The organism is Cellulomonas sp. WB94 (assembly GCF_003115775.1).
In the GTDB taxonomy this organism is placed as follows: domain Bacteria; phylum Actinomycetota; class Actinomycetes; order Actinomycetales; family Cellulomonadaceae; genus Cellulomonas_A.
Map to the genome: position 1 here is coordinate 2,434,698 of NZ_QEES01000002.1, position 25,229 is coordinate 2,459,926.

Below are 25,229 nucleotides of genomic sequence, written 5' to 3' on the forward strand. Positions count from 1 at the left end.
GCCTAGGAGCTCAGCACACGGGCGAGCGCGTCCTTGAGGTCGAGCGACTCGCCGTCCTTGCCGCCGGCCCCGACGACGAGCGGCGCATCGCGTGGGACGACCGACGTCCCGCGCAGCTGGGCCCGCAGGCTTGTGGGGACGCCGAGGACGTAGTAGTTCCCGTCGGTGCCGATCGCGACGTTCTTGTCGCGTCGGAGGTACCACCCGAACAGCGGGGTCCGGTAGCGATGACGGCCGTCGTAGCTGCGCGCCTGCAGCGGGACCGGCGCCACCCGCCGGGCCTTGACGTCCACGAGGAAGTCGGCGATGAGTGCGTGAGCCCGGGCGGCCTCGGCCGCCCGTCGACGCTCCAGAGCGTCTGCATGGACGGCGCTTGCCTCCCGGCGCTGCTCGCGCCAGGTGGTGCTGTCGCCGGGGGCGGTCACGCGCGTGAGCCGATCGTCGCGGCTCCCGCGGTGTCAGCGGCCGGGGACCGGTGCATCGTCGCCCTGCGGGACAGCGTCGCCCTGCGGCCCGGACTCGCTCTGGGGGTCAGCGGCCGTGTCGTCCCGAGGGCCGTCGTCGGCGCCGGTCGCCGCGTTCTCGGCGCCACCGTGACCAGCTGAGTCGCCGACCTTGCGCCCGGTCGGCTCCTGGCGCGGCGAGGCATCGGCCGGCGCGTCGCTGCCGACCTGGGCCGCCGCCGAGACCGGGGCCGGGCGGCCCTTCCCTGCCGGTCGAGCAGCCGGCCGGGATGCGGGCTGGCCGGCCGGTGTCCTGTCCGCGGTGCCGACGGTCCCGCCACCCGCGCCGCGGGCGGGCACGATGGGCTGTGCGCCCGTCTGCTTGTCGGCGAACTGTGCCTCGACCTTCTGCGCGCGCTCGAGCGCCTGCTTGCTCGGCATCGGGTCGTTGCCGAGCAGGTTGCGCAGCTCGTCGAGGTAGGACGTGATGGACTCGCGCTGGCGGTTGAGGTCCTCGACCTGCCGCTGCGCGCTCGTGCGCTCGCGCTCCGACTCGGTCATCGCCTCCGACAGGGAGTTCTCGGCGTGCTCGCGCGCCTCGGCGACCACCCGGTCGGCGTTGCGCCGCGCGTTGGAGAGCAGCTCCTTCGCGTGCGTCTCGGCGTCGATCCGCACCTTCTCGGCCTGCTCCAGGGCCTTGGCGACCCGCTGCTCGGCCTCGGTGGCGTGCGCCTCGGCGTCGCGGACGAGCCGCTCGGTCTCGGACCGAGCCGTCGTGTGCCGATCGGCGTCCGACCGCTCGGCCTCCTCGTGACGCGCCGCGATGCTGAGCTCGGCGTCAGCAAGCGTCTTCTCGGTCTGCCGCACCAGCGCGTCGGCCTTCGCCTTGGCCGTCGCGGTCAGCTCGGCCGCCGTCCGCTGAGCCTCGGTGAGCAGTCGCTCGACCTCCACGCGCGTGCTCTCGCGCAGCTCGGCGACCTCACGTTGCGTCTGCTCGGTGAGCTCGGTCGTCTCGCGCTGGGTCGTGTCGCGCAGCTCTGCCGTCGCCCGGACGGCCGCGTCGCGCTGGTGGCTGGTCTCGTGCGCCGCCCGCTCGCGCAGCTCGGTCGTCTCGCGCTCGGCCTGGGACCTCAGCTCGGTGGCGTACGTCTCCGCCTCGAGCCGCAGGGCAGCGACCGTCTGCTCGGTCTCGGTCCGCAGCGCCGCGATCTCGTCGGCCGTCGCGGCGCGCATCTCGCCCGTCTCGCGCTCGGCGCTCGCACGGACGAACCCGGAGTACTGCTCGGCCTCGGCACGCAGCGCGGCGACCTCGGCCGCGACGCGCTGCTGCAGCGCTGCCGCCTCGCGCTCGGCCCGGGCCCGGACGTTGTCGGCAAACTCCTGGGCGGCCGTGCGCTGCGACGTGAGCTCGGCCGCGAGGGCCTGCCGGGCTTCCGCGACCTCGGTCGCGGCGACCGAGCGCTGCATCGCGGCGAACCTCTCAGCGTCGCCGCGGGCGGCAGCCAGCTCGGCCTCGACGCGCTGGCGCAGGGCCGTCGTGTCGGCGTCCGCGCTCTGTCGGAGATCCTGCGCGTACCGCTCGGCCTCCTCGCGCTGGGCAGTCGTCTCGGTCTCGGTGGTGCCGCGCAGCTCGCTCGCGGCCCGCTCGGTCGAGATCCGCAGCTCGGTCGCCTCGCGCTCGACCGTGGCCCGCAGGGTGCCGAGCTCGCGCTCGAGGGAGCTGCGACGTTCGCTCTCCTCGGTCGTGATGGCGCTCTGGATCCGCGCGGCCTCACGTTCTGCCGACCCGACGAGCTCCTCGGCACGACGCTGCGCAGCGGTGAGCGTGCTCTCGGCCTCCGTCGTCGAGGTGCTCCGGAGCTCCTCGGCCTCACGGCGAGCCGTGGCAAGAAGCTCCGCGACCTCGTTCTCGGCGCGGGCCCGCAGCTGACCCGACGCGAGCTTGGCGCGTGCCAGGGAGTCGGACGCCTGGGCGTTGGCCTGCTGGACGACGTCGGACGACTGCTCCTCCGCGGACCGCAGCAGCTGCTCGATCCGTGAGCCGAGACCTGAGTAGGTGGGGCGCTCGGCCTCGCGGAGCTGGCGGTGCGCCTCAGACAGCTCGCCCGAGACCTGCATCGCGCGGGAGTCGAGCGACTCGACCTGCGCGCGCGCGTCCGCGAGTGCCTGCTCGAGCGCGGCGAGCCGACCGTCGACCGCATCCCGGTCGTAACCGCGGAAGTTGACCACGGGGAAGGGCGAACGGTCCTCTGGCACGAAAGATCCTCCTGAGCGCGCGGGCGCCGGTCCGTGACGACCTCGGGAGAGGCGCCGGTTCGGTCGGCGACAAGTCTGGTGCCAGGGTAACGGTCCTCGTGCGCACCCGGTACGGGTTCGTCACGAGCGGCCCTGGGGACGCTCGTTCTGCCTGGCCGCGGGCACCTGCCTATCCTGGACTGTCACGTTCGAGAGGATCCCGCGTGCTCCAACGACTCATCGCCGCTGTGCTCGGCGTGCTCGGTCTCCTGGCCATCGGCCTCGGGGTCGCCTCGTCGACCGTGTGGCGGGGCGACGACATCCTGGTTGCGACGGCCTCGCCGGATGCGCACCTGGTGGTCGCGGACCCGGGGGTCCTCGAGCTCGCCGGCGACCCGGTCACGGTCACGGTGCACGCCGCGAACGACACGCCCGTGGTGATCGCCGTCGGTCGTGACACCGACGTCGCCGGCTGGGTAGGCACGGATGCTCACGCCCAGGTCACCGGGTTGGCGGGCTGGCACGCTCTGCGGACCGAGGCCGTGGCCGCGCAGGCTCCGACCCCCGCTGCGTCGACCGGCACCGAGCCCGCCACAACCGAACCCGCCGCGACCGATCCCTCCGCGTCCGCGATGGCCGATGCCGCCGCCGGCGCCACCACAGCGGTCGCCGACCCGTCCGGCTCTGACCTGTGGGTCGCGCAGGCGACCGGCAACGGCACAGCAACGCTCACGTGGAGTGCTCAGCCGGGCCGTTGGAGCCTGCTCGTCGCGAGCCTGGGCGAGCCGTCGCCGGTCATCGAGCTCGCGTGGCCGCGCACCGTCACGACACCGTGGCTGTGGCCTGGCGTCGTCGGCGGCGCCCTTCTCCTCCTTGCTGGGCTGGGTCTCGCCTCGCGACTGTGGCTCCGTGCCCGACGCGGCCTGACGGAGCCCGAGTGGCACCCGGTGCTCACGGGCGCCATGCCGACCGTCGCGGTCTCCAGCCCCGGAGCGGGCGCGGTCTCGGTCGACGCGACGCAGACGGTCGTGCTCACGCGCCGGCAGATGCGCGAGGCGGAGGCGGCCATCGGCGCGGCCACGCGCCGACGCAGCCGCGGGGCCGACGCCCCCGCGACCGGGGCGCAGCCGCTGCTGATCCCCGGAGCGGGACGTGAGACCCCGCGCGAGGCTCCAGCTGGGGTGGACGACGCTCGTCCTCCCGTGGCGACCGGCCCGGCGCCCGCCGACGCTCCGGCACGGGAGGAAGGTCCAGTACCGGCGGACGTCCACGCCGCCGCGCACCGCGACGCAGGACGAGGCGCGAACGTCCCTCGTGGCGGACGTGAGCCCGACATCTCTGCGGCCGCCACGTCGACGCCGCCGGTCGACGACTCGCGCACTCGACGCGGTCAGCCGTCCGCCGCGCCGATGCCCCCGCACGCCGCGCCGCCGGACGTGCTCTCAGGTCAGACGTCCTCGACGGCCGCCCTGCCGAGCTACTTCCGGCGTGCGGCCGTCCCGGGTGCCGCGCGGGCCGCGGCCGGCACCCCGGTCGCACCGGGCGGCTGGGTACCTGGCGGTGCGCAGGGTCAGTCGCCGTCGCAGCACCCCGCTGCTGGTCCTGGCGTCGCTCTTCCCACCTCGGCTCAGGACGCCGCACGGTCGGACGCCGCACGGCCGGACGCCGACGTGGCTGGCAGGTCGCGCCGGACACCCGCGCTGCGCCCGACGTGGTCTGCAGGCAAGCCCGTGATCCCCGACGAGCCGACGGACGAGCCATCGGGTGAACCGCCCAGCGCGCGCGCCGATGCCTGGCGCCGCGCATGGGGCTTTCCCGGGCATGACGCCGGGGGAGCAGATGACGCCGCAGGAGCCACCGACGAGGGGACGCACCGATGAGGGCCGGGCTTCGCCACGTCGCGCGAGTGACAGTGACTGCTGCACTCGCGCTGTCGCTCGGTGCATGTGCCGCATCGCTGCCGCAGCCCGAGCCCGCTGCGGCGCCTGCGGTCGCGCTGCCGGTGCTGAGCGTCGCCCAGTCGGAGGGTGTCCTGTCGCGGATCAGCGAGGTGCTCGCGGCTGCCGACGCCACGCTCGACCCGGCGGGCCTCCCCGAACGGCTGATCGGGCCGGCGCTCGCGATCCGGACCGCTGAGTACGTGCGCGCGACGGCGACCGCCGGTGCCAAGCCGCCGACCGTGCTGCCCACCCAGGCCCAGACTCTCGTGGTGCCGGACACCACGACCTGGCCGCGGACCGAGCTCGTGGTCACCGAGCAGCCGGACGACCTCCAGGCACCCCGTCTCCTCGTGCTCACGCAGGCGACCGCGCGCGACCCGTACCGGCTGTGGGGCTGGGCGCGTCTCGGTGCCGGCGTGAAGATGCCGGCGACCGCAGACACGGCCCACGGCAGCGCACCGGTCGCGATGGATGCCACCGGCCTCCTGCTCAGCCCGGCCGAGACGCTCGCGCAGTACGCCGACGTCCTTGCCAACGGTGATGCCTCGACGTTCGCCAGCGCCTTCCCCGCCGACTTCTTCCGCACGTACATCGAGACCAGGCGGGCGGCGTACTCCGAGAGCCTCAAGGCGGTCGCGACGGTCACCGAGACCTACACGCCCGTCGACGGCGGCATCGTCGCTCTTGCGACCGCCGATGGCGGGGCCATCGTCGTGGGGGCCGTGACGACCCAGACGACGATCGCGGTCGCGCAGGGCAGCGTCGCGCTCGACGACCCGTTCGAGGCGGCGCTGGCCGGTCGAGCGAGCGTCACGAAGAGCTCGGTGCGGACCTGGACCGACGTCGTCGCGTTCTACGTGCCGCCGGCGGGCTCGACGACCACGCAGATCCAGGTGCTCGCAGCGGAGCACTCTCTGACCTCCGTCACCGGCGAGTGACGAACCGCTACACGCAGGAGTCGCAACGATGAGTCAGCCCCCCGTCAACACCCCGCGCCTCGACGTCCGTGGTGCAGTCGATCTCGCTGCGCTCACGCGTCCGGCCACACCGCCGCCGGGAAGCCCGGGCGGACTGGCCGTGGCTGGCGCGTACGTCGTCGACGTCGATGAGGCAGGTTTCGGTGCGCTGGTCGAGAGCTCGACCGAGCACCCGGTCGTGGTGCTGCTGTGGGCGTCCTGGAGCGAGGTCAGCATCGCGCTCGCGCGTGACCTCGGCACCCTTGCCGACGACTTCGCCGGCAAGTTCGTGCTCGCCCGCATCGACGCCGAGGCCAACCCGCAGGTCGCGGCCGCGTTCCAGGTGTCGGTGCAGGCTGTGCCGGCCGTCGTCGCGGTGATCGCGGGTCAGCCGCTGCCGCTGTTCCAGGGACAGCACCCCCTCGAGCAGGTGCGCGGCGTGCTCGACCAGGTCATCGCTGCGGCGACAGCCAACGGTGTGACCGGGACCGTCGGCGCATCCGCGCAGACCAGCGAGGAGCCGCCGACGGAACCGGAGGAGCCGCCGCTCCCGCCGCTGCACCAGGCCGCGTTCGACGCGATCGAACGGGACGACCTGGCAGGAGCAGCGGACGCGTATGCCCAGGCCCTCCGTGAGAACCCGCGCGACGGGATGGCCCGCGCGGGTCTGGCCCAGGTCAACCTTCTGGTGCGGACGACCGATGCCGATCTGCCTGCTGCTCGAGCTGCAGCAGCGGCGGACCCGCGCGACGTCGATGCGCAGCTGCTCGTCGCGGACCTCGATGTGCTCGGCGGGAACGTCGACGACGCGTTCACCCGCCTCATCGACCTGGTGCGCGCAACAGCCGGGGAGGAGCGCGAGGCCGTCCGCCTCCGGCTGATCGACCTGTTCGAGGTCGTCGGCAGCGACGACCCGCGGGTCGGGCCGGCTCGTCGGGCTCTGGCCAGCGCGCTCTACTGAGCGCACCGATGCCCGAATCCTGGGTATCTGCGCTGGTCAGGGTCCATGCGCGTGATCGGCGTCACGTCGAAGCGATTTGACGGTTCACCGGAGCGCTGCGTAGTGTTCACGTTGTCGCCCGGCAGGGAGGAACGGACACCGAGAAGGACCAGAGATGGTCCGCAGCGGTGGCTGGTCCCGGAGGGCGACCACCCCCGGCTCAACACAGATGGCGGCTCTGTCGCCACGACGCTGTTGTGTCCGGGAGGAGATGGTACCCCCGCAGCGAGCTCGGAAACGAGCAAGTTGACGGAGGGAGTCCACTCCGCTAAGTTAGAACGGTTGCCTCCGGGCGGGTCGAAGGGCCTTGCGGGATGCGCGTCTGTTCCTTGAGAACTCAACAGTGTGCCAAGTAGTCGATGCCAAGATGGTTCATCGTCGTGTGGTTCTTGTCCCGTTCGGGGTGGGGGTTGCGTGGTGGTGGGTCTTGGTTGACTGAGGGATCTCTCCTGCCTCCGTGGGAGGGTTCCTCTACAGCCGAATTAACTGGTCCTGCCCTTTGGGGGTGGGGTCGTTTCGTGTGTCGGTTGCTCTGCCGCTTTGGTGGTGGGGTGCCATGTAGACATCTACGGAGAGTTTGATTCTGGCTCAGGACGAACGCTGGCGGCGTGCTTAACACATGCAAGTCGAACGGTGACGACGGGGCTTGCTCTGTCTGATCAGTGGCGAACGGGTGAGTAACACGTGAGTAACCTGCCCCCGACTTTGGAATAACCGTGGGAAACGACGGCTAATACCGGATATGAGACGCACGGGCATCTGTGTGTCTGGAAAGATTTATCGGTCAGGGATGGACTCGCGGCCTATCAGCTTGTTGGTGGGGTAATGGCCTACCAAGGCGACGACGGGTAGCCGGCCTGAGAGGGCGACCGGCCACACTGGGACTGAGATACGGCCCAGACTCCTACGGGAGGCAGCAGTGGGGAATATTGCACAATGGGCGCAAGCCTGATGCAGCGACGCCGCGTGAGGGATGAAGGCCTTCGGGTTGTAAACCTCTTTCAGCAGGGAAGAAGCGAAAGTGACGGTACCTGCAGAAGAAGCGCCGGCTAACTACGTGCCAGCAGCCGCGGTAATACGTAGGGCGCAAGCGTTGTCCGGAATTATTGGGCGTAAAGAGCTCGTAGGCGGTTTGTCGCGTCTGCTGTGAAAACCTGAGGCTCAACCTCGGGCTTGCAGTGGGTACGGGCAGACTAGAGTGCGGTAGGGGTGACTGGAATTCCTGGTGTAGCGGTGGAATGCGCAGATATCAGGAGGAACACCGATGGCGAAGGCAGGTCACTGGGCCGCAACTGACGCTGAGGAGCGAAAGCATGGGGAGCGAACAGGATTAGATACCCTGGTAGTCCATGCCGTAAACGTTGGGCACTAGGTGTGGGGCTCATTCCACGAGTTCCGTGCCGCAGCAAACGCATTAAGTGCCCCGCCTGGGGAGTACGGCCGCAAGGCTAAAACTCAAAGAAATTGACGGGGGCCCGCACAAGCGGCGGAGCATGCGGATTAATTCGATGCAACGCGAAGAACCTTACCAAGGCTTGACATACACCGGAAAAGTGCAGAGATGTGCTCCCCGCAAGGTCGGTGTACAGGTGGTGCATGGTTGTCGTCAGCTCGTGTCGTGAGATGTTGGGTTAAGTCCCGCAACGAGCGCAACCCTCGTCCTATGTTGCCAGCGGGTCATGCCGGGGACTCATAGGAGACTGCCGGGGTCAACTCGGAGGAAGGTGGGGATGACGTCAAATCATCATGCCCCTTATGTCTTGGGCTTCACGCATGCTACAATGGCCGGTACAAAGGGCTGCGATACCGCGAGGTGGAGCGAATCCCAAAAAGCCGGTCTCAGTTCGGATTGGGGTCTGCAACTCGACCCCATGAAGTCGGAGTCGCTAGTAATCGCAGATCAGCAACGCTGCGGTGAATACGTTCCCGGGCCTTGTACACACCGCCCGTCAAGTCACGAAAGTCGGTAACACCCGAAGCCGGTGGCCCAACCCTTACGGGAGGGAGCCGTCGAAGGTGGGACTGGCGATTGGGACTAAGTCGTAACAAGGTAGCCGTACCGGAAGGTGCGGCTGGATCACCTCCTTTCTAAGGAGCATCTGGCAGGCGCGTCGGTCCTTCGTGGCCGGTGGCGATGTCCAGGCCCATGCCCGGTCCGTCTGTGACTGGGGTGGAGCTCACGGGTGGAACATCGACTATGGCCGGCTCATCTGCTGGTCCTGGCTTAGTACTCCTCGGGTTTACCCGGGGGTGGAACGGGTGGGGCTGGAGGGGTGGTCGGCTGGGCACGCTGTTGGGTCCTGAGGGAACAGGCTGAGGCCGGTTCGCTCGGGTCACCCGGAGATCGTCTCGGTGGTCGTCGACCTGTGGTCGGTGGTTGTCGGGGGGTGAGGGTGGCTGCACACGGGCCTGTCGGGTCCGGATGAACCGCCCCTTGAGCTGGTCTGCGCTGATGCGCGGGTGAGTGCGGGGGTAGGCGCCGGGGAGGACGGGGATCGTTCGTAGCTTGAGAACTGCACAGTGGACGCGAGCATCTTTATAGTTTTTGTGATCAAGTTTATAAGGGCACAGGGTGGATGCCTTGGCACTAGGAGCCGATGAAGGACGTAGTAGCCTGCGATAAGCCTCGGGGAGTTGGCAAACGAACCGTGATCCGAGGATTTCCGAATGGGGAAACCCCGCTGGAGTCATGTCCAGTGACCCGCACCTGAATATATAGGGTGCGTGGAGGGAACGCCGGGAAGTGAAACATCTCAGTACCGGCAGGAAGAGATATTCCGTGAGTAGTGGCGAGCGAAAGCGGATCAGGCCAAACCGTACACGTGTCAAAGCCGGCAGGCGTTGCGTGTGCGGGGTTGTGGGACCTTTCCGTTCGGACTGCCGTCCGATCAGGGAGTCAGAAAGCCGCGTTATAGTCGAAGGGCATTGAAAGGCCCGGCACAGAGGGTGGAACCCCCGTAGACGAAATGGCGTGGCCTCCCGAAGGGGATCCCAAGTAGCTCCGGGCCCGAGAAACCCGGAGTGAATCCGCACAGACCACTGTGTAAGCCTAAATACTACCTAGTGACCGATAGCGGACAAGTACCGTGAGGGAAAGGTGAAAAGTACCCCGGGAGGGGAGTGAAATAGTACCTGAAACCGTGTGCCTACAATCCGTTGGAGCCTCCCTAGCAGGGGTGACAGCGTGCCTTTTGAAGAATGAGCCTGCGAGTTAGTGGTACGTGGCGAGGTTAACCCGTGTGGGGAAGCCGTAGCGAAAGCGAGTCCGAATAGGGCGATTCAGTCGCGTGCTCTAGACCCGAAGCGGAGTGATCTAGCCATGGGCAGGTTGAAGCGCGGGTAAGACCGCGTGGAGGACCGAACCCACTTGGGTTGAAAACCGAGGGGATGACCTGTGGTTAGGGGTGAAAGGCCAATCAAACTCCGTGATAGCTGGTTCTCCCCGAAATGCATTTAGGTGCAGCGTCACGTGTTTCTTACCGGAGGTAGAGCTACTGGATAGCCGATGGGCCTCACCAGGTTACTGACGTTAGCCAAACTCCGAATGCCGGTAAGTGAGAGCGTGGCAGTGAGACTGCGGGGGATAAGCTCCGTAGTCGAGAGGGAAACAGCCCAGACCACCAGCTAAGGCCCCTAAGCGTATGCTAAGTGGGAAAGGATGTGGAGTTGCACAGACAACCAGGAGGTTGGCTTAGAAGCAGCCACCCTTGAAAGAGTGCGTAATAGCTCACTGGTCAAGTGATTCCGCGCCGACAATGTAGCGGGGCTCAAGTATACCGCCGAAGCTGTGGCATTCACACAATAGCTCAGCCCTTCGGGGTTCAGGCGTGTGGATGGGTAGGGGAGCGTCGTGTGGCGAGTGAAGTCGCGGGGTGACCCAGCGGTGGACGCCACACGAGTGAGAATGCAGGCATGAGTAGCGAAAGACGGGTGAGAAACCCGTCCGCCGAATGATCAAGGGTTCCAGGGCCAGGCTAATCCGCCCTGGGTAAGTCGGGACCTAAGGCGAGGCCGACAGGCGTAGTCGATGGACAACGGGTTGATATTCCCGTACCGGCGAAGAACCGCCCATACCGAACCCGGTGATGCTAAGCGCCCGAAGCCGTCCATCGTCCCTTCGGGGACACCGGACGGGGGAGCGCGCGACCCGAACCGGCAGTAGGTAAGCGTATTAACAGGGGTGACGCAGGAAGGTAGCCCAGCGTGGCGATGGTAGTCCACGTCCAAGGTTGTAGGGTGAGAGGTAGGCAAATCCGCCTCTCGTGAAGCCTGAGAGCTGATGGTGACCGCGAACGCGGGATGATTGGGTGATCCTATGCTGCCTAGAAAAGCCTCGGCGCGAGGTTCAAGCCGCCCGTACCCTAAACCGACTCAGGTGATCAGGTAGAGAATACCAAGGCGATCGAGAGAATCATGGTTAAGGAACTCGGCAAAATGCCCCCGTAACTTCGGGAGAAGGGGGGCCCGACGTGTGAACCCACTAGCTGGGGGAAGCATTGAGGGTCGCAGAGACCAGGGAGAAGCGACTGTTTACTAAAAACACAGGTCCGTGCGAAGTCGCAAGACGATGTATACGGACTGACGCCTGCCCGGTGCTGGAAGGTTAAGAGGACGGGTCAGCCGCAAGGCGAAGCTCAGAATTTAAGCCCCAGTAAACGGCGGTGGTAACTATAACCATCCTAAGGTAGCGAAATTCCTTGTCGGGTAAGTTCCGACCTGCACGAATGGCGTAACGACTTCTCCGCTGTCTCAACCGTGAACTCGGCGAAATTGCACTACGAGTAAAGATGCTCGTTACGCGCAGCAGGACGGAAAGACCCCGGGACCTTTACTATAGTTTGGTATTGGTGTTCGGTGCGGCTTGTGTAGGATAGGTGGGAGACTGTGAAGCCGGCACGCCAGTGTCGGTGGAGTCAACGTTGAAATACCACTCTGGTCGCTCTGGATATCTAACCTCGGTCCGTAATCCGGATCAGGGACAGTGCCTGATGGGTAGTTTAACTGGGGCGGTTGCCTCCTAAAATGTAACGGAGGCGCTCAAAGGTTCCCTCAGCCTGGTTGGCAATCAGGTGTCGAGTGCAAGTGCACAAGGGAGCTTGACTGTGAGACTGACAGGTCGAGCAGGGACGAAAGTCGGAACTAGTGATCCGGCGGTGGCTTGTGGAAGCGCCGTCGCTCAACGGATAAAAGGTACCCCGGGGATAACAGGCTGATCTTGCCCAAGAGTCCATATCGACGGCATGGTTTGGCACCTCGATGTCGGCTCGTCGCATCCTGGGGCTGGAGTAGGTCCCAAGGGTTGGGCTGTTCGCCCATTAAAGCGGTACGCGAGCTGGGTTTAGAACGTCGTGAGACAGTTCGGTCCCTATCCGCTGCGCGCGCAGGAAACTTGAGAAGGGCTGTCCCTAGTACGAGAGGACCGGGACGGACGAACCTCTGGTGTGCCAGTTGTTCCGCCAGGAGCACGGCTGGTTGGCTACGTTCGGAAGGGATAACCGCTGAAAGCATCTAAGCGGGAAGCCTGCTTCAAGATGAGGTTTCCATGGGACTTGTCCCGAGAGGCTCCCAGCTAGACCACTGGGTTGATAGGCCGGATGTGGAAGTGGGGACTCAAGACCCACGAAGCTGACCGGTACTAATAAGCCGACAACTTCATCACACCAACTTGTGTGCTACGCGTCCACTGTGCGGTTCCCGAGATACGAACGGGAACACCCGATTTCATATCTCCATAGAGTTACGGCGGTCATAGCGAGGGGGAAACGCCCGGTCCCATTCCGAACCCGGAAGCTAAGCCCCTCAGCGCCGATGGTACTGCACTCGCCAGGGTGTGGGAGAGTAGGTCGCCGCCGGACATCATTCAGAAAGAGCCACCCCGCAAGGGGTGGCTCTTTCTGTTTGTTCAACCCCGCTGACTGCCCATCTGCGCGCAGACTTCACCGTTCACGTTCACCGTTCAGCGTTGTCGTCGCTCGGCCGAGCTCGATGGCGCGTCCGAGCCAGCTTGCGCTGGTCGAGTCTGCGTGACGGTCGAGTCTGCGTGACGGTCGAGTCTGCGTGACGGTCGAGTCGGCGACGAGGGTTGCGCGCGTTTGGCTCGCCACGCCCGTCGGTCCGTCGGAGATGATGGCTCGGCTGACGCAGTTCTGTGCAGGCGCGGCTGTTTCCACTGATGGGGGAGCCGGCCGGGCACTGGCGTTACCGAGAATGGCACGCGTTCGTCGCTGGTGATGATCGCCTCGGTCACGACCGGGGTTGTGGGTAGTGCGCGACCTGGATGGACGTGCTGGCGCCAGCGGGGATTGCGCGGGGAGCTACTCGGCGATGAGTGCGGGGACCTATTCGGGGATCAGGTAGAGACCGCTCAACGGGGGGATGGTCAGGACTGCCGAGAACGGTCGTCCGTGATGCGGAGTGGCATCGGCGTGGACAGCACCCATGTTGCCGACCCCGGACCCGCCGTAGTCGCGCGCATCGGTGTTGAGCGCCTCGATCCAGCTCCCGCCGTGAGGCAGGGCGAGCCGATAGCCCTCGTGAGGGACGCCGGCGAAGTTGATGACGACCGCGACGGTCCCACCGTTGGAGTCGTGTCGGAGGTACGCGAGCACGTTGTGGTCGGCGTCTCCGGAGTCGATCCACTCGAAGCCTGCCGGGTCATGGTCGAGCTCCCAGAGGGCGGGGACCGCGCGGTACAGGCGGTTCAGGTCCCTCACGACGCTCTGGACGCCTCGGTGCGGCTCGTGGTCGAGGAGGTACCAGTCGAGGCTCGTGGACTCGGCCCACTCGGTGCCCTGACCGAGCTCGCAGCCCATGAAGAGCAGCTGCTTGCCGGGGTGGGACCACTGGTAGGCGAGCAGGGAGCGGACGCCCGCGAGCTGCTGCCAGTCATCGCCGGGCATCTTGCGCAGGAGTGAACCCTTGCCGTGGACGACCTCGTCGTGGCTGATCGGCAGGATGAACCGCTCGGAGTACGCGTAGACCATCGAGAACGTTGCCTCGTGGTGGTGGTAGCGGCGGTTGATGGGCGCCTCGGCGACGTAGCGGAGCGTGTCGTTCATCCACCCCATGTTCCACTTGAGGCCGTAGCCCAGACCGCCGACGTCCGTCGGGCTCGTGACGCCAGGGAATGCGGTGGACTCCTCGGCGATCATCATCACGCCGGGGGTCCTCCGGTAGGCGGTCGCGTTGGCCTCCTGCATGAAGGCGATCGCCTCGAGGTTCTCGCGGCCCCCGAACACGTTGGGGTGCCACTCGCCGGGCTGGCGCGAGTAGTCGAGGTAGAGCATCGAGGCGACGGCGTCGACGCGCAGGCCGTCGACGTGGAACTCCTCGAGCCAGTACGTCGCGTTCGCGACGAGGAAGTTGCGGACCTCGGCGCGGCCGAAGTTGAAGATGAGCGTGCCCCAGTCGGGCTGCTCGCCGCGCAGGGGGTCCGGGTGCTCGTAGAGCGGCGTGCCGTCGAACTTGGCGAGCGCCCACTCGTCCTTGGGGAAGTGCGCGGGGACCCAGTCCAGGAGGACGCCGATGCCCGCCGCGTGGAGCGTGTCGACGAGGAAACGGAAGTCGTCGGGGTGGCCGAACCGAGACGTCGGCGCGTAGTACGAGGAGACCTGGTAGCCCCACGACCCGCCGAACGGGTGCTCCGAGACGGGCATGAGCTCGACGTGCGTGAAGCCGAGATCGACGACGTAGTCGGTGAGCTGGGTCGCGAGGTCGCGGTAGGACAGGCCCTGACGCCACGACCCGAGGTGGACCTCGTAGATGCTCAGGGGTCCGGTGTGCGGGTCGCTGCTGGACCGCGTCGCGATCCACTCGGCGTCGGACCACGCGAAGTGCGACTCGACGACGACGGAGGCCGTCGCGGGCGGTACCTCGGTGCCCTTGGCGAGCGGGTCCGCCTTCTGGCGCCAGGAGCCGTCGCGGCCGAGGATCTCGAACTTGTAGCGCGTGCCCGCCCCGACCCCGGGGACGAAGAGCTCCCAGACCCCGCTGTCACCGAGGGAACGCATCGCGTGCGTGGAGCCCTGCCAGTGGTTGAAGTCGCCGATGACGCGGATCGCGCGGGCGTTGGGCGCCCAGACCGCGAACGCCGTCCCCGAGACGTCTCCCAGCGGGCTGGGGTAGGTGTGGGTGTTCGCGCCGAGGACGGTCCACAGCTCCTCGTGCCGGCCCTCGCGGACGAGGTGGCGGTCCAGCTCACCGACCGTCGGCAGGAATCGGTACGGGTCGTCGACACGCGTGGTCAGGCTGTCGTAGGTGACGTCGATCCGATAGTCGGGAACTGAGGTGACGGCGAGGACCGCGACCCAGATGCCGTCCTGCTCGTGCGTCGCAGCGACCTGCTGGTCCGCCGTCACGACGACGACCGCGTCGGCCAGGGGCCGCAGGGTGCGGATGGTGACGGACGACTCGCCGACGTGTGGCCCCAGCACGGAGTGCGGTGCGTGGGAGGTCCCGTGGGCGACGGCGCGGAGATCGTGCGGTTCGACGGCAACGGCCGCGTGGCGGGTCATTCCCCTACCCTGCCACCGACGGTGCCGCGGTGCACCGAGACGCGACCGGAAACCCGCGAACGCCTCAGGTCACGGCGCTGCGGGAGCCGTGGAGCCGCGGGCGATGAGTCGCGGGAGCGGAGCCATGTGGGACGTGACCGGCCCGCCGGCGAGCAGGTTCAGCACGCAGTCGGCGACCTGCATCCCCATGGCGTGCACGTCGATGCTCATGGCCGACAACGGTGGGTGGGCCAGTCGGCACAGCGCCGAGTCGTCCCAGGCCAGCAGCGAGAGCCGCTCCGGGACGGGGACGCCCATCTCGGAGGCGACCCCGAGCCCCGCGAGGGCCATGACGTCGTTGTCGTAGATGATCGCCGAGGGCGCTCCCCGCCGGCCGAGGAGGGCGCGGGTGGCGCGCGTGCCGGACGCCTCGGAGTAGTCGCCCTCGATGACGGTGCCCTGGGCGCCATGGCGCTCGCACTCGGCGACGAACGCCTCGGTGCGGGCCTGGGTGTGGAAGAGCGTCTGCGGGCCGCTCACTCGGGCGAGGTGGAGGTGCCCCAGCGAGAGGAGGTGGGAGAGGGCGTCGCGCATCGCCTGGGCGTTGTCGATGCCGACGTTCGAGAATGGCAGGTCGCGACGCGGTCCGCCGAGGACGACCGTCGGGATGGCGAGCTCGCGCAGGACGTCGATCCGAGGGTCGTCGGTCAGAAGGTTGACGAGCACGACGGCGTCGACCATCTGTCCTTGGCCCCACCGGCGATAGGCGCGGATCTCGGCCTCGTGGTCGGGGACGACGTGCAGGAGCAGGGAGCGTCCCTCACCCGCGAGGGTCTCCTCGATGCCGGCGATGAGCTCCCCGAAGAACGGTTCGAGACCGAGCATCCGCGCCGGGCGCGCGAGGACGAGCCCGACGGCATCTGCTCTGCTGGTCACGCCGGCCAGCCTAGCCGTGCGGCCACCGGGGGCCCGGGCACCGCGCGGCCCCCTCAGCCCGCGACCGGACCGCCGAACTCGGCGGCGACCTGCACCGTCGGGGCCGGCACCGATGCCGCCGACCTCGCGCTGTCGGGGCCTGCGGCCGTGCGGGATCGGGCGAGGTCGTTGGCGGACCGGAGCACCGACGGGCCGGTGAGCTCGGCTGCGGTGAGCCGGGCGGTGGTGCGGACCGTGAAGGTTGCGCTCGTTCCGGCAGCCAGGGTGACGAGGGCGTCGTCGACGCGCGCATCCGGGTCGAGGCGGTCGACCAGGAGGGTCACGTCGCGCGCGAGCGAGCTGGCCCGGACCTCGACGCGGTAGCCGTCGTCGAACGGCGTCACGGTCGCGTCGATCGGGTCCGGGTCGAGACGGAGCGCCACGTCCTCGACCCAGGTGTGCGAGGTCCGGACGCCGTCGAGCTCGGCGACGAGCACCTCGCCGGAGGGGTCGTCGGGCGTGCGGACGTCGTCGGGCAGGGCGATCGTCGCGGCGGACCGCGCGCCCACCTGGGCGGTCAGCTCGGCCGCCGCGAGCGGTGTCCCGTCGAGGCGCTGACGCGACAGGTGCACGGTGCCGCGCCAGGTCTCGCTGGTGTCGTTGACGAGGCTGAGCACGTCGTGGGCGTCGCGGCGCTGGATCGTGATCGTCCGGTCGGCGTTGGCGTGACGGAGCGCATACCAGAGCGGCTTGGGGCGTTCGTCCGAGTCGACCGCCGACCAGGACGTCACCGGCCAGCAGTCGTTGAGCTGCCAGACGATGGCTCCGGCCGTGCGGGGCCACCACGACCGGTAGTGCTCGATCGCGTAGGCGACGGCGCGAGCCTGGTTGAGCTGGGTGGCCCAGTGCCAGTCGGCGAAGTCGGTGGGCACGCCCAGGTGCGGTGCGAGCCCGCGGTCGAGCTTGCCGTTGCCGTCCTCGGCCTTCTGGTGCAGCAGGAAGACGGGGTCCTCCGTGCTGAGCGGCGCGCCGTCGGGGTTGCGGACCGCGCGCTCGAGGGTGGCCCAGGTCGGGGGAGCCTGGAAGCCGAACTCGGAGCAGAACCGCGGGATCTCGTCGCGGTAGACCGTGTAGTCGACGCGGTTCCACACCTCCCACTGGTGGTGCGTGCCGTGGTCGAGGTCGTTCGGGTGCACGGCGTCGAGCGGCTCGCCGGGGGAGCACGGGCTGCCCTCGACGTACGGCCGGGTCGGGTCCAGCTCCGCGACGACGGACGGGAACAGCTCGGTGTAGTAGCGGTAGCCCCACGTGGCGCCGGCCAGCTTCTCCTGCCAGCCCCAGTCCATGAAGCCCCACAGGTTCTCGTTGCCGCCGTTCCACAGCACCAGCGAGGGGTGCGGGGTCAGCCGCGCGACGTTCTGGCGTGCCTCGGCCTCGAGCTCGCTCCAGAGCGGCTCCTCCTCCGGGTAGGCCGAGCAGGCGAGCGGGAAGTCCTGCCAGACCAGGATCCCCTTCTCGTCGCAGACGTCATAGAAGTCGTCGGTCTCGTAGATGCCGCCGCCCCACACCCGCAGGAGGTTGAGGTTCGCGCCGAGCGCCTGGTCGACACGCCGAGCGAGGCGGTCGCGCGTGATCCGGGTGAGCAGGTGGTCGTCGGGGATCCAGTTGGCACCCTTGGCGAAGATGGGGCGACCGTTGATGACGAACGTGAACGGCGCACCGATCTCGTCGGGCCGGGTGTCGATCTCGACGGTGCGGAAGCCGATGCGACGGTGCCACTCGTCGAGCGGAGCGCCGCCCGCTCCGGCGTCGACCTCGTCGATCGTCACGTCGAGGTCGACGAGGGGCTGCTCGCCGTGCCCGACCGGCCACCACAGCGGGGCGTGCGCGAGCTCGAGGTGGACGACGGCGGTGGTTGCGCCGGGTTCGATGACGGTCTGCGCGATGACGACCTGCGCGGGCACGGCCCCGGACGCGGCGCCCGACCCACCGAGGGATGCGCGCACGACGAGTGCGACGTCGTCGTTGTCCACCAGGCCCGCACGCTCGATGTCCACGTGCACAGCGACCCGGCCGGTCCCCTCCGCGTCGACGGTGACCAGCGGACGGACCTGGGCAATGCGGGCCGTACGCCAGCGTTCGAGCCGCACAGCCTTCCAGATGCCTGCGGTCTGCAGATCGGGGCCCCAGTCCCAGCCGAAGCTGCAGGCCATCTTGCGGACCATGTTGAGGGGGTGCTCGTACGCGGACGGGCGCCTGCCGAGCCGCTCGCGCTCGGCCTCGGCATACTCGAGCGCCGAGCGGAGGTGGACAGCGAGCGTGTGCTCGCCCGTGCCGAGCAGGTCGCGGACGTCGAAGCGGTAGGAGCGGTGCTGGTTGGCGGTGTGCCCGACCTCCGCCCCGTCGAGCTCGATGGTCGCGACCGTGTCGAGACCATCGAACGCCAGGTCCACGCGCTCGTCACCCGCCGGGGCCGTTGCTGTCAGGGGCAGCTCGTAGCGCCAGTCGGCGCGGTGCATCCACGCGAGGGCAGACTCGTTGAGATCGAGGTACGGGTCGGGGATCAGCCCGGCCGCGAGCAGGTCGGTGTGGACGCTCCCCGGCACCTGGGCGGGGACGGTCGCCGCGGCGATCTCGGCGGGGACCGGGCCGCCGGCAGCGCGCAGGGTCCAGCCGTCGTGCAGATCCTGCGTGATCATCGTCGGCCCGCTCCCGCTGTCGTGGGGTGGTGCTCGTGGTCGTCCGCGCGACGTCGCGCGGCACCGTCGACGTTCGCCCAGGTGGGGCGGTCATCCGAGCAGAAACCCTGGTGAGGTCAATTCTTAGGCAAGCGAACAAAGTAAGTCAAACACTGCGCTCGGACGGTCCTGCGACCGCTGAGCCAGCGAGGAATCACGTGTCGACGGAGCGCCTCCCGCTATGTCGGAGCCGGACCTTGCAAGCGCCCCCAGCCTCGCCGACACCATCGTCCACCTGCGGGCCGCGGGCGTGAGCGTCGTCGTCGACCTCATGGGGGAGCCTCGGGCTGCGGGCGCCCGTCTGGTTCCCTGCGCGCCTGGTCCTGGTCCGCGCAACGCGGGTGTGAGCGGTGTCGGCCCGCTCGGGAGGCCCCTACTTCGTGGCGCCCGACGTGAAGCCGTTGTAGATGTAGCGCTGCAGGAACAGGAAGATGACCAGCGTCGGGATGATCACGATGATGACGCCCGCCGCGATGACCTCCCACTGCGAGCTGAAGGGCCCGCGGAACCGGAACAGCGACGTCGAGATGACCCCGAGGTTCCGCGCGGGCATGTAGAGGAACGGCGTGTAGAACTCGTTGTAGACGCCGATGCCCTTGATGATGACGACCGTCGCGATCGCCGGCTTGAGCAGCGGCAGGATGATCCGGCGGTAGATGGTGAAGTGGTTCGCGCCGTCGAGCGTCGCCGCCTCGTCCAGCTCCTTGGGGATGCCGCGCATGAACTGGATGAAGATGTAGATCGAGACGATGTCGGTGCCCATGAAGAGTGCGATCGCGGCCCAGCGCGTGTTGTACAGCCCGAGCGAGTGAACGACCTGGAACGTCGCGACCTGGGTCGTCACGCCGGGGACCAGGGTGGCGAGCAGGAACAGGGCGACTGTCGTCTTCTTGAACCGGAACTCGAACCGGTCGATCGCGTAGGCGGCCATCGAGCCGATGACGATGGTCCCGGTGATCGAGAACAGCAGGATGAAGGCTGTGTTCGCGAACCCCTGGAGCATGAGGCCCTTGGTGAATGCCGTCACGTAGTTGTCGAGGTTGAACCAGCTGGCCGGGGGCTCAGCGGGCTCGACGCGTAGAACTCCTTGTGCGTCTTGAACGACGCCATCACGATCACGACGATGGGCAGGATCGTGACGAGGGAGGCCAGGACGAGCGTGACGTACTTGACGCTCTTGGCGACGTAGCTCACGTCAGGTTCACCTTCTCTTCGGGGACGACCTTGCGCTGGACCCACGTCATGATCAGGACGATCCCGAGCAGCACCACGGCCATGGCCGACGCGAGCCCGACCTTGTTGTGCGTGAAGGCCATCTTGACCGTCTTGATGACGAAGGTCTCCGAGCCGTTCGCGCCGCCGGTCATGATGAAGGGGATCTCGAAGACCGCGAGCGACCCCGAGACCGCGAGGATGAACGACAGGCCGATGATCGATTTGATTCCCGGCGCGATGATGAAGCGGAACTGCTGCCACCGGTTGGCGCCGTCGATCTCGGCGGCCTCGTAGAGCTGGCCGGGGATCGACTGGATGGCGCCGAGGAACAGGACGAAGTTCAGGCCCATGTAGCGCCAGACGGAGGTACCGGCGAGCGACACGTTGATGACGCTCGGGTTGCCGAGCCACTGCTGGACGAGGCCTCCCGCGCCGAGCTGCTCGAGCAGCGAGTCGAGGGTTCCGCCGGGCTGGAAGAAGTACACGAAGATCAGGGCGATCGCGACGCCGTTGATCATGTAGGGGAAGAAGATGATCCCCTTGAAGAAGCTCTTGAACCGCGTGCTGAAGCTGAGGATCGTCGCGAAGTACAGGGCGAGCGCCATCTGCACGACCGACCCGCCCAGGTAGAACAGGCTCACGAAGAAGACCTTGAAGATGTCGGGTCGTGTGAAGACCGCCACGTAGTTGTCGAGGCCCACGAACTCCTTCGTCTTGTCCAGGCCGTCCCAGGACGTCAGGGAGTACCAGAACATGTTCACCACGGGGTAGTAGGTGAACAGGAGGAGCAGGACGAGCGGGGCGGCGAGGAACACATACGGCGTCCCTCGCCAGCCCCACCCCCCTCGCTTCTTCGTCAGGGGAGCAGGAGGGCCCGTCACCGCCGGGCCTGGTCGCGACAGCCCCGACCGGGTGGTCTCAAAGGTTCCAGCCATGCGGACTCTCCCACGTGTTCCATGAACTCACCGACGGTGTGCGACGTACGGTCGAAGGAGGCTGGGTCAGCCGGCGTCGACCGTGGTCCGGGCAGCAGCCCACTTGGCGTTGAGGTCGTCGAAGATCTGCTGCTTCGTCTCGTCTGAGGCTCCGCGAGCGGAGTCGACGAGCCGCTGGACGAACTCGGGCGCGTAGAGACCGATCTCGGCCTCCTTGTCGATGTCGTTCACCAGCGACTCCTTGCCCGCCGGTGCCGGGTTCTGCAGCACGTACTCGACCCCGAGCGCCTCGAAGTCGGCGAGGGTGGCCGGCGCCTTGGGGTCGATGAGCGGGGAGAGCCCACCCTGCGCGTCCGCGAACCCGGACTCGGTGTTGAACCAGTCGATCCAGGCCCGCGCGGCCTCCTTGTGCGTGGAGTTCACGTTGATGGCCTGGGCGTAGTCACCGCCGACGGTTGCGTAGAACTTGCCGTCCTTCTGGTGGGGGAACGGCATGTAGCCGATGTCCGACGCCGGGTTGCCCGCGTCGGTCGCGGCCTTCTGCATCTGCGAGATGGCCCACGAGCCGAGCGTCATCGCCGAGACCTTGCCGGTCGCGATGAGGTTCTTGGACTCTTCCCAGTTCGTCGTCGTCGGGTCGGCCTCGGTGAGCTTCTGGTTCACGGCGTCGTACAGCAGCGAGTCGATGACGAAGTGGTCGGTGCCCTCGGCCCACGGGGCGTCGTCCTGGCCCAGCTTGTTGTCGAACTCAGGGTCGGCCGAGATCTCTCCGCGGTGGGACTCCCACTGCGTCAGGGGCCAGCCGTCCTTGTAGTTCGTGTAGAGGGGGACGACGGACGGGTCCTTGTCCTTGATCGCCTGGAGGTCCTTGAGGAACTCCTCGGACGTGGTCGGGACAGCGGTGATGCCCGCGTCCGCCCAGACCTTCTTGTTGTAGACGATGCCCTGCGTGTTGCCGACGACCGGGATGCCGTAGACCTTGCCCGCGAAGATCTTCGGGGTGAGGAAGCGGTAGGTCTTCTCCATCGCGGCCGCATCGCCGAGCGGCTCGAAGAAGTCGGGCATCTGCGCCGGCGTGATGGTGTTCACGATGGCCAGCACGTCGCCGTAGTCGGACGTGTTCATGCGGGTCTTGACCTCACCCTCGTAGTCCGTGATCCCCTCGAAGGAGACCGTGACCTCCGGGTACTTGGCCTCGAACGCGGCCTTGTACTTGTCGAAGGTGCCGTCGGTCACGAGGTCCGTCCGCCACGTCAGGACGGTGATGTCGCCGGACGGGGCTGCTGCGGCTGCGGCCCCCGAGCCTCCGGACGCGCTCGCGGCGTCGGCAGAGGAGGTGTCTCCTCCGCCGGCGCATGCCGTGGTGAGAGAGATGAGTGAAGCGATGGCGGCGACGGTCAGCAGTCGCGTTCGTCGTGCGGGAGGGAACATCGTTGATCCTCTCTGCAGCCCGGCACCTCGACGTGCCGGCGGGACTCGGGCGTCAGTGCCCTGGCGGTGGCGTTGGCCGCCCCGCTCTGTGTGACATTCTTAGGCAACCGAACAAAGTAAGTCAATCCCGCGTGTCGACCTCCACCGTCGTCGTCGTCAGATCGTTAGGTTGGGGACGTGACGCACCGGGCCGTGCGCGACTCACGCACAGGTCGTGCGTGCAGAGGAGGAGGCAGTGCGTGACCAGTGCCAATCTCGGGATGGCGCACACCAGCAGTCGAGCGGCGATCCTCGATGTCATCCGCGCGGCCGGCACCATCAGCCGGGTCGAGCTGACGCGCGCCACCGGTCTGACCGGCGCCACGATCTCGACGGTCGTCCGGCGACTGATCAACGAGGGGCTCGTCCTGGAGATCGGCCGTGCCGAGTCGACGGGCGGCAAGCCCCGCATGCTGCTCCAGCTCGACCCGACCGCACGGTTCGCCATCGGCGTCCACCTCGACCATGCGGGCATCACGTATGTGGTCTCCAACCTCGGCGGTGCGATCGTCACGCGGTGGCGCAAGCCGGGCGCGGGTTCGGACAGCCCCGCGGAGGTCGTCGCCCGCATCGTCCGTGAGATCGACGGCATGATCGCCCGCACCGGGATCGATCGCAGCCGCGTGCTCGGGCTCGGCGTCGTGTCGCCCGGGCCCATCACGGCGGCCGTCGGCATGGTGCTGACGCCCCCGACCATGGAGTCGTGGACGGAGTTTCCGCTCGCCGAGGCCCTCGAGGACGGCGTCGGGGTGCCCGTGCTGCTCGACAACGACGCCACAGCGTCGGCCGTCGGCGAGTACTGGGCCGGTGGGATCGAGCCGACGTCTGCGTTCGCCGCGCTCTACATGGGGACGGGCATCGGCGCCGGGGTGCTGGTCAACGGGACGGTGTACCGGGGCGCGAGCTCGAACTCCGGCGAGATCGGGCACATCTGCGTCGACATCGACGGACCGCCCTGCTGGTGCGGGAGCCGCGGCTGCGTCGAGATCCTGGCCGGACCCGTTGCGGTCGTGGCCGCGGCGCGGGCCGCGGGGCTCGACGTCGGACCTGCCGAACGGCCCGTCTCCGAGAGCTTCGCGGCCGTCGCGCGGGCCGCCCTGCGCGGGGAGCCCGCCGCGGCCGCGATCCTCCAACGCTCGGCGCGGTACCTGGCGGTCGCGGCGCACTCGCTCGCGAACATCATGGACCTCGACCTCGTCGTGCTCACCGGGCCGTCCTTCGCGCTGGCCGGGTCGCTGTACCTGCCGGCCGTCGAGAACCTGCTCGGCACGGCGTTCTTCGCACGGCAGAGCCACCCCGTCCGAGTGACGATCTCCACGAACGCCTCGGACTCGGCCGCCGTCGGTGCCGCCGCGCTCGTGCTCCAGAGCGAGCTCGCCCCGCGTCAGTCAGGAGCGCGGCTGCAGGCCGAGCTCGGACCCGAGCCGATACCGGTTCAGGGACGGGGCTCGGTGGTGGGCTCGCTCGGCTGAGGAGTCGGCTGAGGAAGCAGGCGGTCGAGGGCGGCGAGCGGGATGCCGAGCCAGTGGGGTCGGTTGCGAGCCTCGTACACCGCCTCGTAGAGCGCCTTGTCGAGCTCGAGCGCCTGCAGCAGGATCGCGGTGCCACCGTCGACGGGTGAGCCGTGCAGGTAGCCGTCGAGCAGCGCGACCCGTGCCTGCTCTGCCCACGCGAGGTCGGCCCCGGCAGGGGTCCACGTGCGTTCCGTGCCGCCATCGTCGACATCGCCGCCCGCACCGCCCGCGCCTCCGACCGCCGCCGCGTAGTCGATCGACCGCAGCATCCCCGCGACGTCGCGCAGCGCGAGGTCCGGTCGCGTGCGCGCCGCGATCGGTGCCAGTGGCTCGCCCTCGAAGTCCAGCACGTACCACCGGTCGCGGCCGCGGAGCACCTGCCCGAGGTGGAGGTCGCCGTGCACGCGCTGGGGTGCGGGTGGCTCGCGGACGGCCTGGGTCCCCGCGGCGAGGGCCGCGACACGGTCCGCGTACCGCCGGAGCTGAGGAACGGCAGCGACCGCCCAGTCGAACCGCCGGCGCAGTGCTCCGGCCAGCTCGCTCGCGCGGTCGGCACCAGCCTGGGGGGCGGCGACGGGCAGTGCCCGTCCGAGCGCGTCGTGCATCCCGGCGACAACCTCGCCGAGCTCGCGTGCGAGGTCCGCGAACGGCTCGCCCCGACCCGCCATCGCGCAGGCCAGCTCGAACCCGTCGCGCGCGCCCGGCACGAACGCGCTCACGACGCCGAGGTGGCCGGTGACGGTCGAGGCTCCCGACGGCCAGGTCGCCTCGAGCCAGGCGAGCGGTCGTGGGACGTTCTCCCACCCGGCGTCCGCGAGCGCGCGAGGCACGTCGACGTCCGGGTTGGCTCCCGGGGCCAGGGCGCGGAACACCTTGATGATGGCCGAGCCTGAACCCCCCTGCCCTGATCCGGGCAGGAGCACCGAGGTGTTCGACTGCTCGCCGGTGAGCACCTGGGCGCGGGAGGGGTCGACGTCGGCCCCCAGGCCCTCCGCAGCTGCGAGCCACGACCGCAGGAACGCGGGGTCGCCGGCTCCGTCGACGACGTCGGTCCGTGCGGCGGTGGACGTGGCACGCCCGCCCCGCGGCGCGTCGGCTCCCAGCGTGCCGATCGTCTGCTCGGCGTGGTCCCCGCCGGGTGCGCGCAGCACCAACGGGACCTGCAGGACGGTGTCGACACCGGGTGCGGCGGTGCGCACGAGGACGATCCGGACGTCAGCCTCGTCGAGCGGGTCGACCAGCGTCAGGCCGCCGACGCAGGTCAGCTCGGCGGCGACGCCCTTGGCCGGGAACCAGCGTCGGCCGCGCAGCCACTCGCCCAGCAGACCCAGCAGCGCGTCGTCGAGCGGCTCGTGCGTCACAGCCCGTGCATCCAT

The 25,229-nt window shown here is 68.3% G+C and carries 14 protein-coding genes and 3 rRNA genes; 7 read left to right on the plus strand and 10 right to left on the minus strand.

The annotated features are described in order from the left end of the window. Window positions 1-2: 2 nt before the first annotated feature. Together DDP54_RS12420 and DDP54_RS12425 are read right to left on the minus strand one after the other, a co-directional pair. On the minus strand, window positions 3-425 hold the full coding sequence (locus tag DDP54_RS12420; RefSeq protein ID WP_109132000.1) for a hypothetical protein: 423 nt from the start codon (window positions 423-425) through the stop codon (window positions 3-5). Window positions 426-458: 33 nt separating this feature from the next. Further along, window positions 459-2,699, minus strand: coding sequence for a hypothetical protein (locus DDP54_RS12425; protein WP_242448385.1), 2,241 nt, complete (start codon window positions 2,697-2,699; stop codon window positions 459-461). A 203-nt stretch (window positions 2,700-2,902) separates the two neighbouring features. On the opposite strand from DDP54_RS12425, the gene DDP54_RS12430 reads away from it, so the two are divergent. From DDP54_RS12430 to rrf, 6 genes are all read left to right on the plus strand, one after another. Next, window positions 2,903-4,558, plus strand: coding sequence for a hypothetical protein (locus DDP54_RS12430; RefSeq protein ID WP_109132001.1), 1,656 nt, complete (start codon window positions 2,903-2,905; stop codon window positions 4,556-4,558). A 32-nt stretch (window positions 4,559-4,590) separates the two neighbouring features. Further along, window positions 4,591-5,556 carry a hypothetical protein gene (locus DDP54_RS12435; protein WP_242448386.1) on the plus strand — a complete coding sequence of 322 codons (966 nt, stop codon included), beginning with the start codon at window positions 4,591-4,593 and terminating at the stop codon, window positions 5,554-5,556. 28 nt (window positions 5,557-5,584) lie between these two features. After that, the gene (locus DDP54_RS12440) at window positions 5,585-6,535 is read left to right on the plus strand and encodes a tetratricopeptide repeat protein (protein WP_109132003.1); all 951 of its coding nucleotides are present in this window, start codon (window positions 5,585-5,587) and stop codon (window positions 6,533-6,535) included. A 604-nt stretch (window positions 6,536-7,139) separates the two neighbouring features. Continuing rightward, window positions 7,140-8,662, plus strand: a 16S ribosomal RNA gene (locus tag DDP54_RS12445). Between the two features lie 461 nt (window positions 8,663-9,123). Beyond that, a 23S ribosomal RNA gene (locus DDP54_RS12450) occupies window positions 9,124-12,233 on the plus strand. Between the two features lie 79 nt (window positions 12,234-12,312). Continuing rightward, a 5S ribosomal RNA gene (gene rrf / locus DDP54_RS12455) occupies window positions 12,313-12,429 on the plus strand. The 16S, 23S and 5S rRNA genes sit together here, the layout of an rRNA operon. A gap of 483 nt (window positions 12,430-12,912) precedes the next feature. Here the strand turns inward: rrf and glgB are convergent. The 7 genes from glgB to DDP54_RS12485 all read right to left on the minus strand — a co-directional run bounded on the left by glgB (window position 12,913) and on the right by DDP54_RS12485 (window position 22,300). After that, the gene (gene glgB, locus DDP54_RS12460) at window positions 12,913-15,087 is read right to left on the minus strand and encodes a 1,4-alpha-glucan branching protein GlgB (protein WP_109132004.1); all 2,175 of its coding nucleotides are present in this window, start codon (window positions 15,085-15,087) and stop codon (window positions 12,913-12,915) included. Window positions 15,088-15,156: 69 nt separating this feature from the next. Beyond that, window positions 15,157-16,002 carry a substrate-binding domain-containing protein gene (locus tag DDP54_RS12465; protein ID WP_242448387.1) on the minus strand — a complete coding sequence of 282 codons (846 nt, stop codon included), beginning with the start codon at window positions 16,000-16,002 and terminating at the stop codon, window positions 15,157-15,159. 53 nt (window positions 16,003-16,055) lie between these two features. Further along, window positions 16,056-18,680, minus strand: a complete 2,625-nt coding sequence (locus DDP54_RS12470) for a glycoside hydrolase family 2 TIM barrel-domain containing protein (protein WP_109132005.1) — start codon at window positions 18,678-18,680, stop codon at window positions 16,056-16,058. A 412-nt stretch (window positions 18,681-19,092) separates the two neighbouring features. After that, entirely contained in the window at window positions 19,093-19,746 is a 654-nt protein-coding gene (locus tag DDP54_RS12475) for a carbohydrate ABC transporter permease (RefSeq protein WP_347338517.1), read from the minus strand. After that, window positions 19,743-19,913, minus strand: coding sequence for a hypothetical protein (locus tag DDP54_RS18925; protein WP_347338518.1), 171 nt, complete (start codon window positions 19,911-19,913; stop codon window positions 19,743-19,745). The genes DDP54_RS12475 and DDP54_RS18925 overlap by 4 nt, the downstream gene beginning before the upstream one ends. After that, window positions 19,910-20,749 (minus strand): sugar ABC transporter permease, encoded by an 840-nt coding sequence (locus tag DDP54_RS12480; RefSeq protein WP_347338519.1) that lies wholly within the window; start codon window positions 20,747-20,749, stop codon window positions 19,910-19,912. Before DDP54_RS12480 ends, DDP54_RS18925 begins: the two co-directional genes overlap by 4 nt. A 186-nt stretch (window positions 20,750-20,935) precedes the next feature. Next, the gene (locus tag DDP54_RS12485; protein WP_109132007.1) at window positions 20,936-22,300 is read right to left on the minus strand and encodes an extracellular solute-binding protein; all 1,365 of its coding nucleotides are present in this window, start codon (window positions 22,298-22,300) and stop codon (window positions 20,936-20,938) included. Between the two features lie 239 nt (window positions 22,301-22,539). On the opposite strand from DDP54_RS12485, the gene DDP54_RS12490 reads away from it, so the two are divergent. After that, window positions 22,540-23,811, plus strand: coding sequence for an ROK family transcriptional regulator (locus DDP54_RS12490; RefSeq protein WP_242448388.1), 1,272 nt, complete (start codon window positions 22,540-22,542; stop codon window positions 23,809-23,811). On the opposite strand, the gene DDP54_RS12495 is transcribed toward DDP54_RS12490, so the two are convergent. Beyond that, complete coding sequence (locus tag DDP54_RS12495) at window positions 23,775-25,229, minus strand: phosphotransferase (RefSeq protein WP_109132009.1); 1,455 nt, start codon at window positions 25,227-25,229, stop codon at window positions 23,775-23,777. The genes DDP54_RS12490 and DDP54_RS12495 overlap by 37 nt on opposite strands.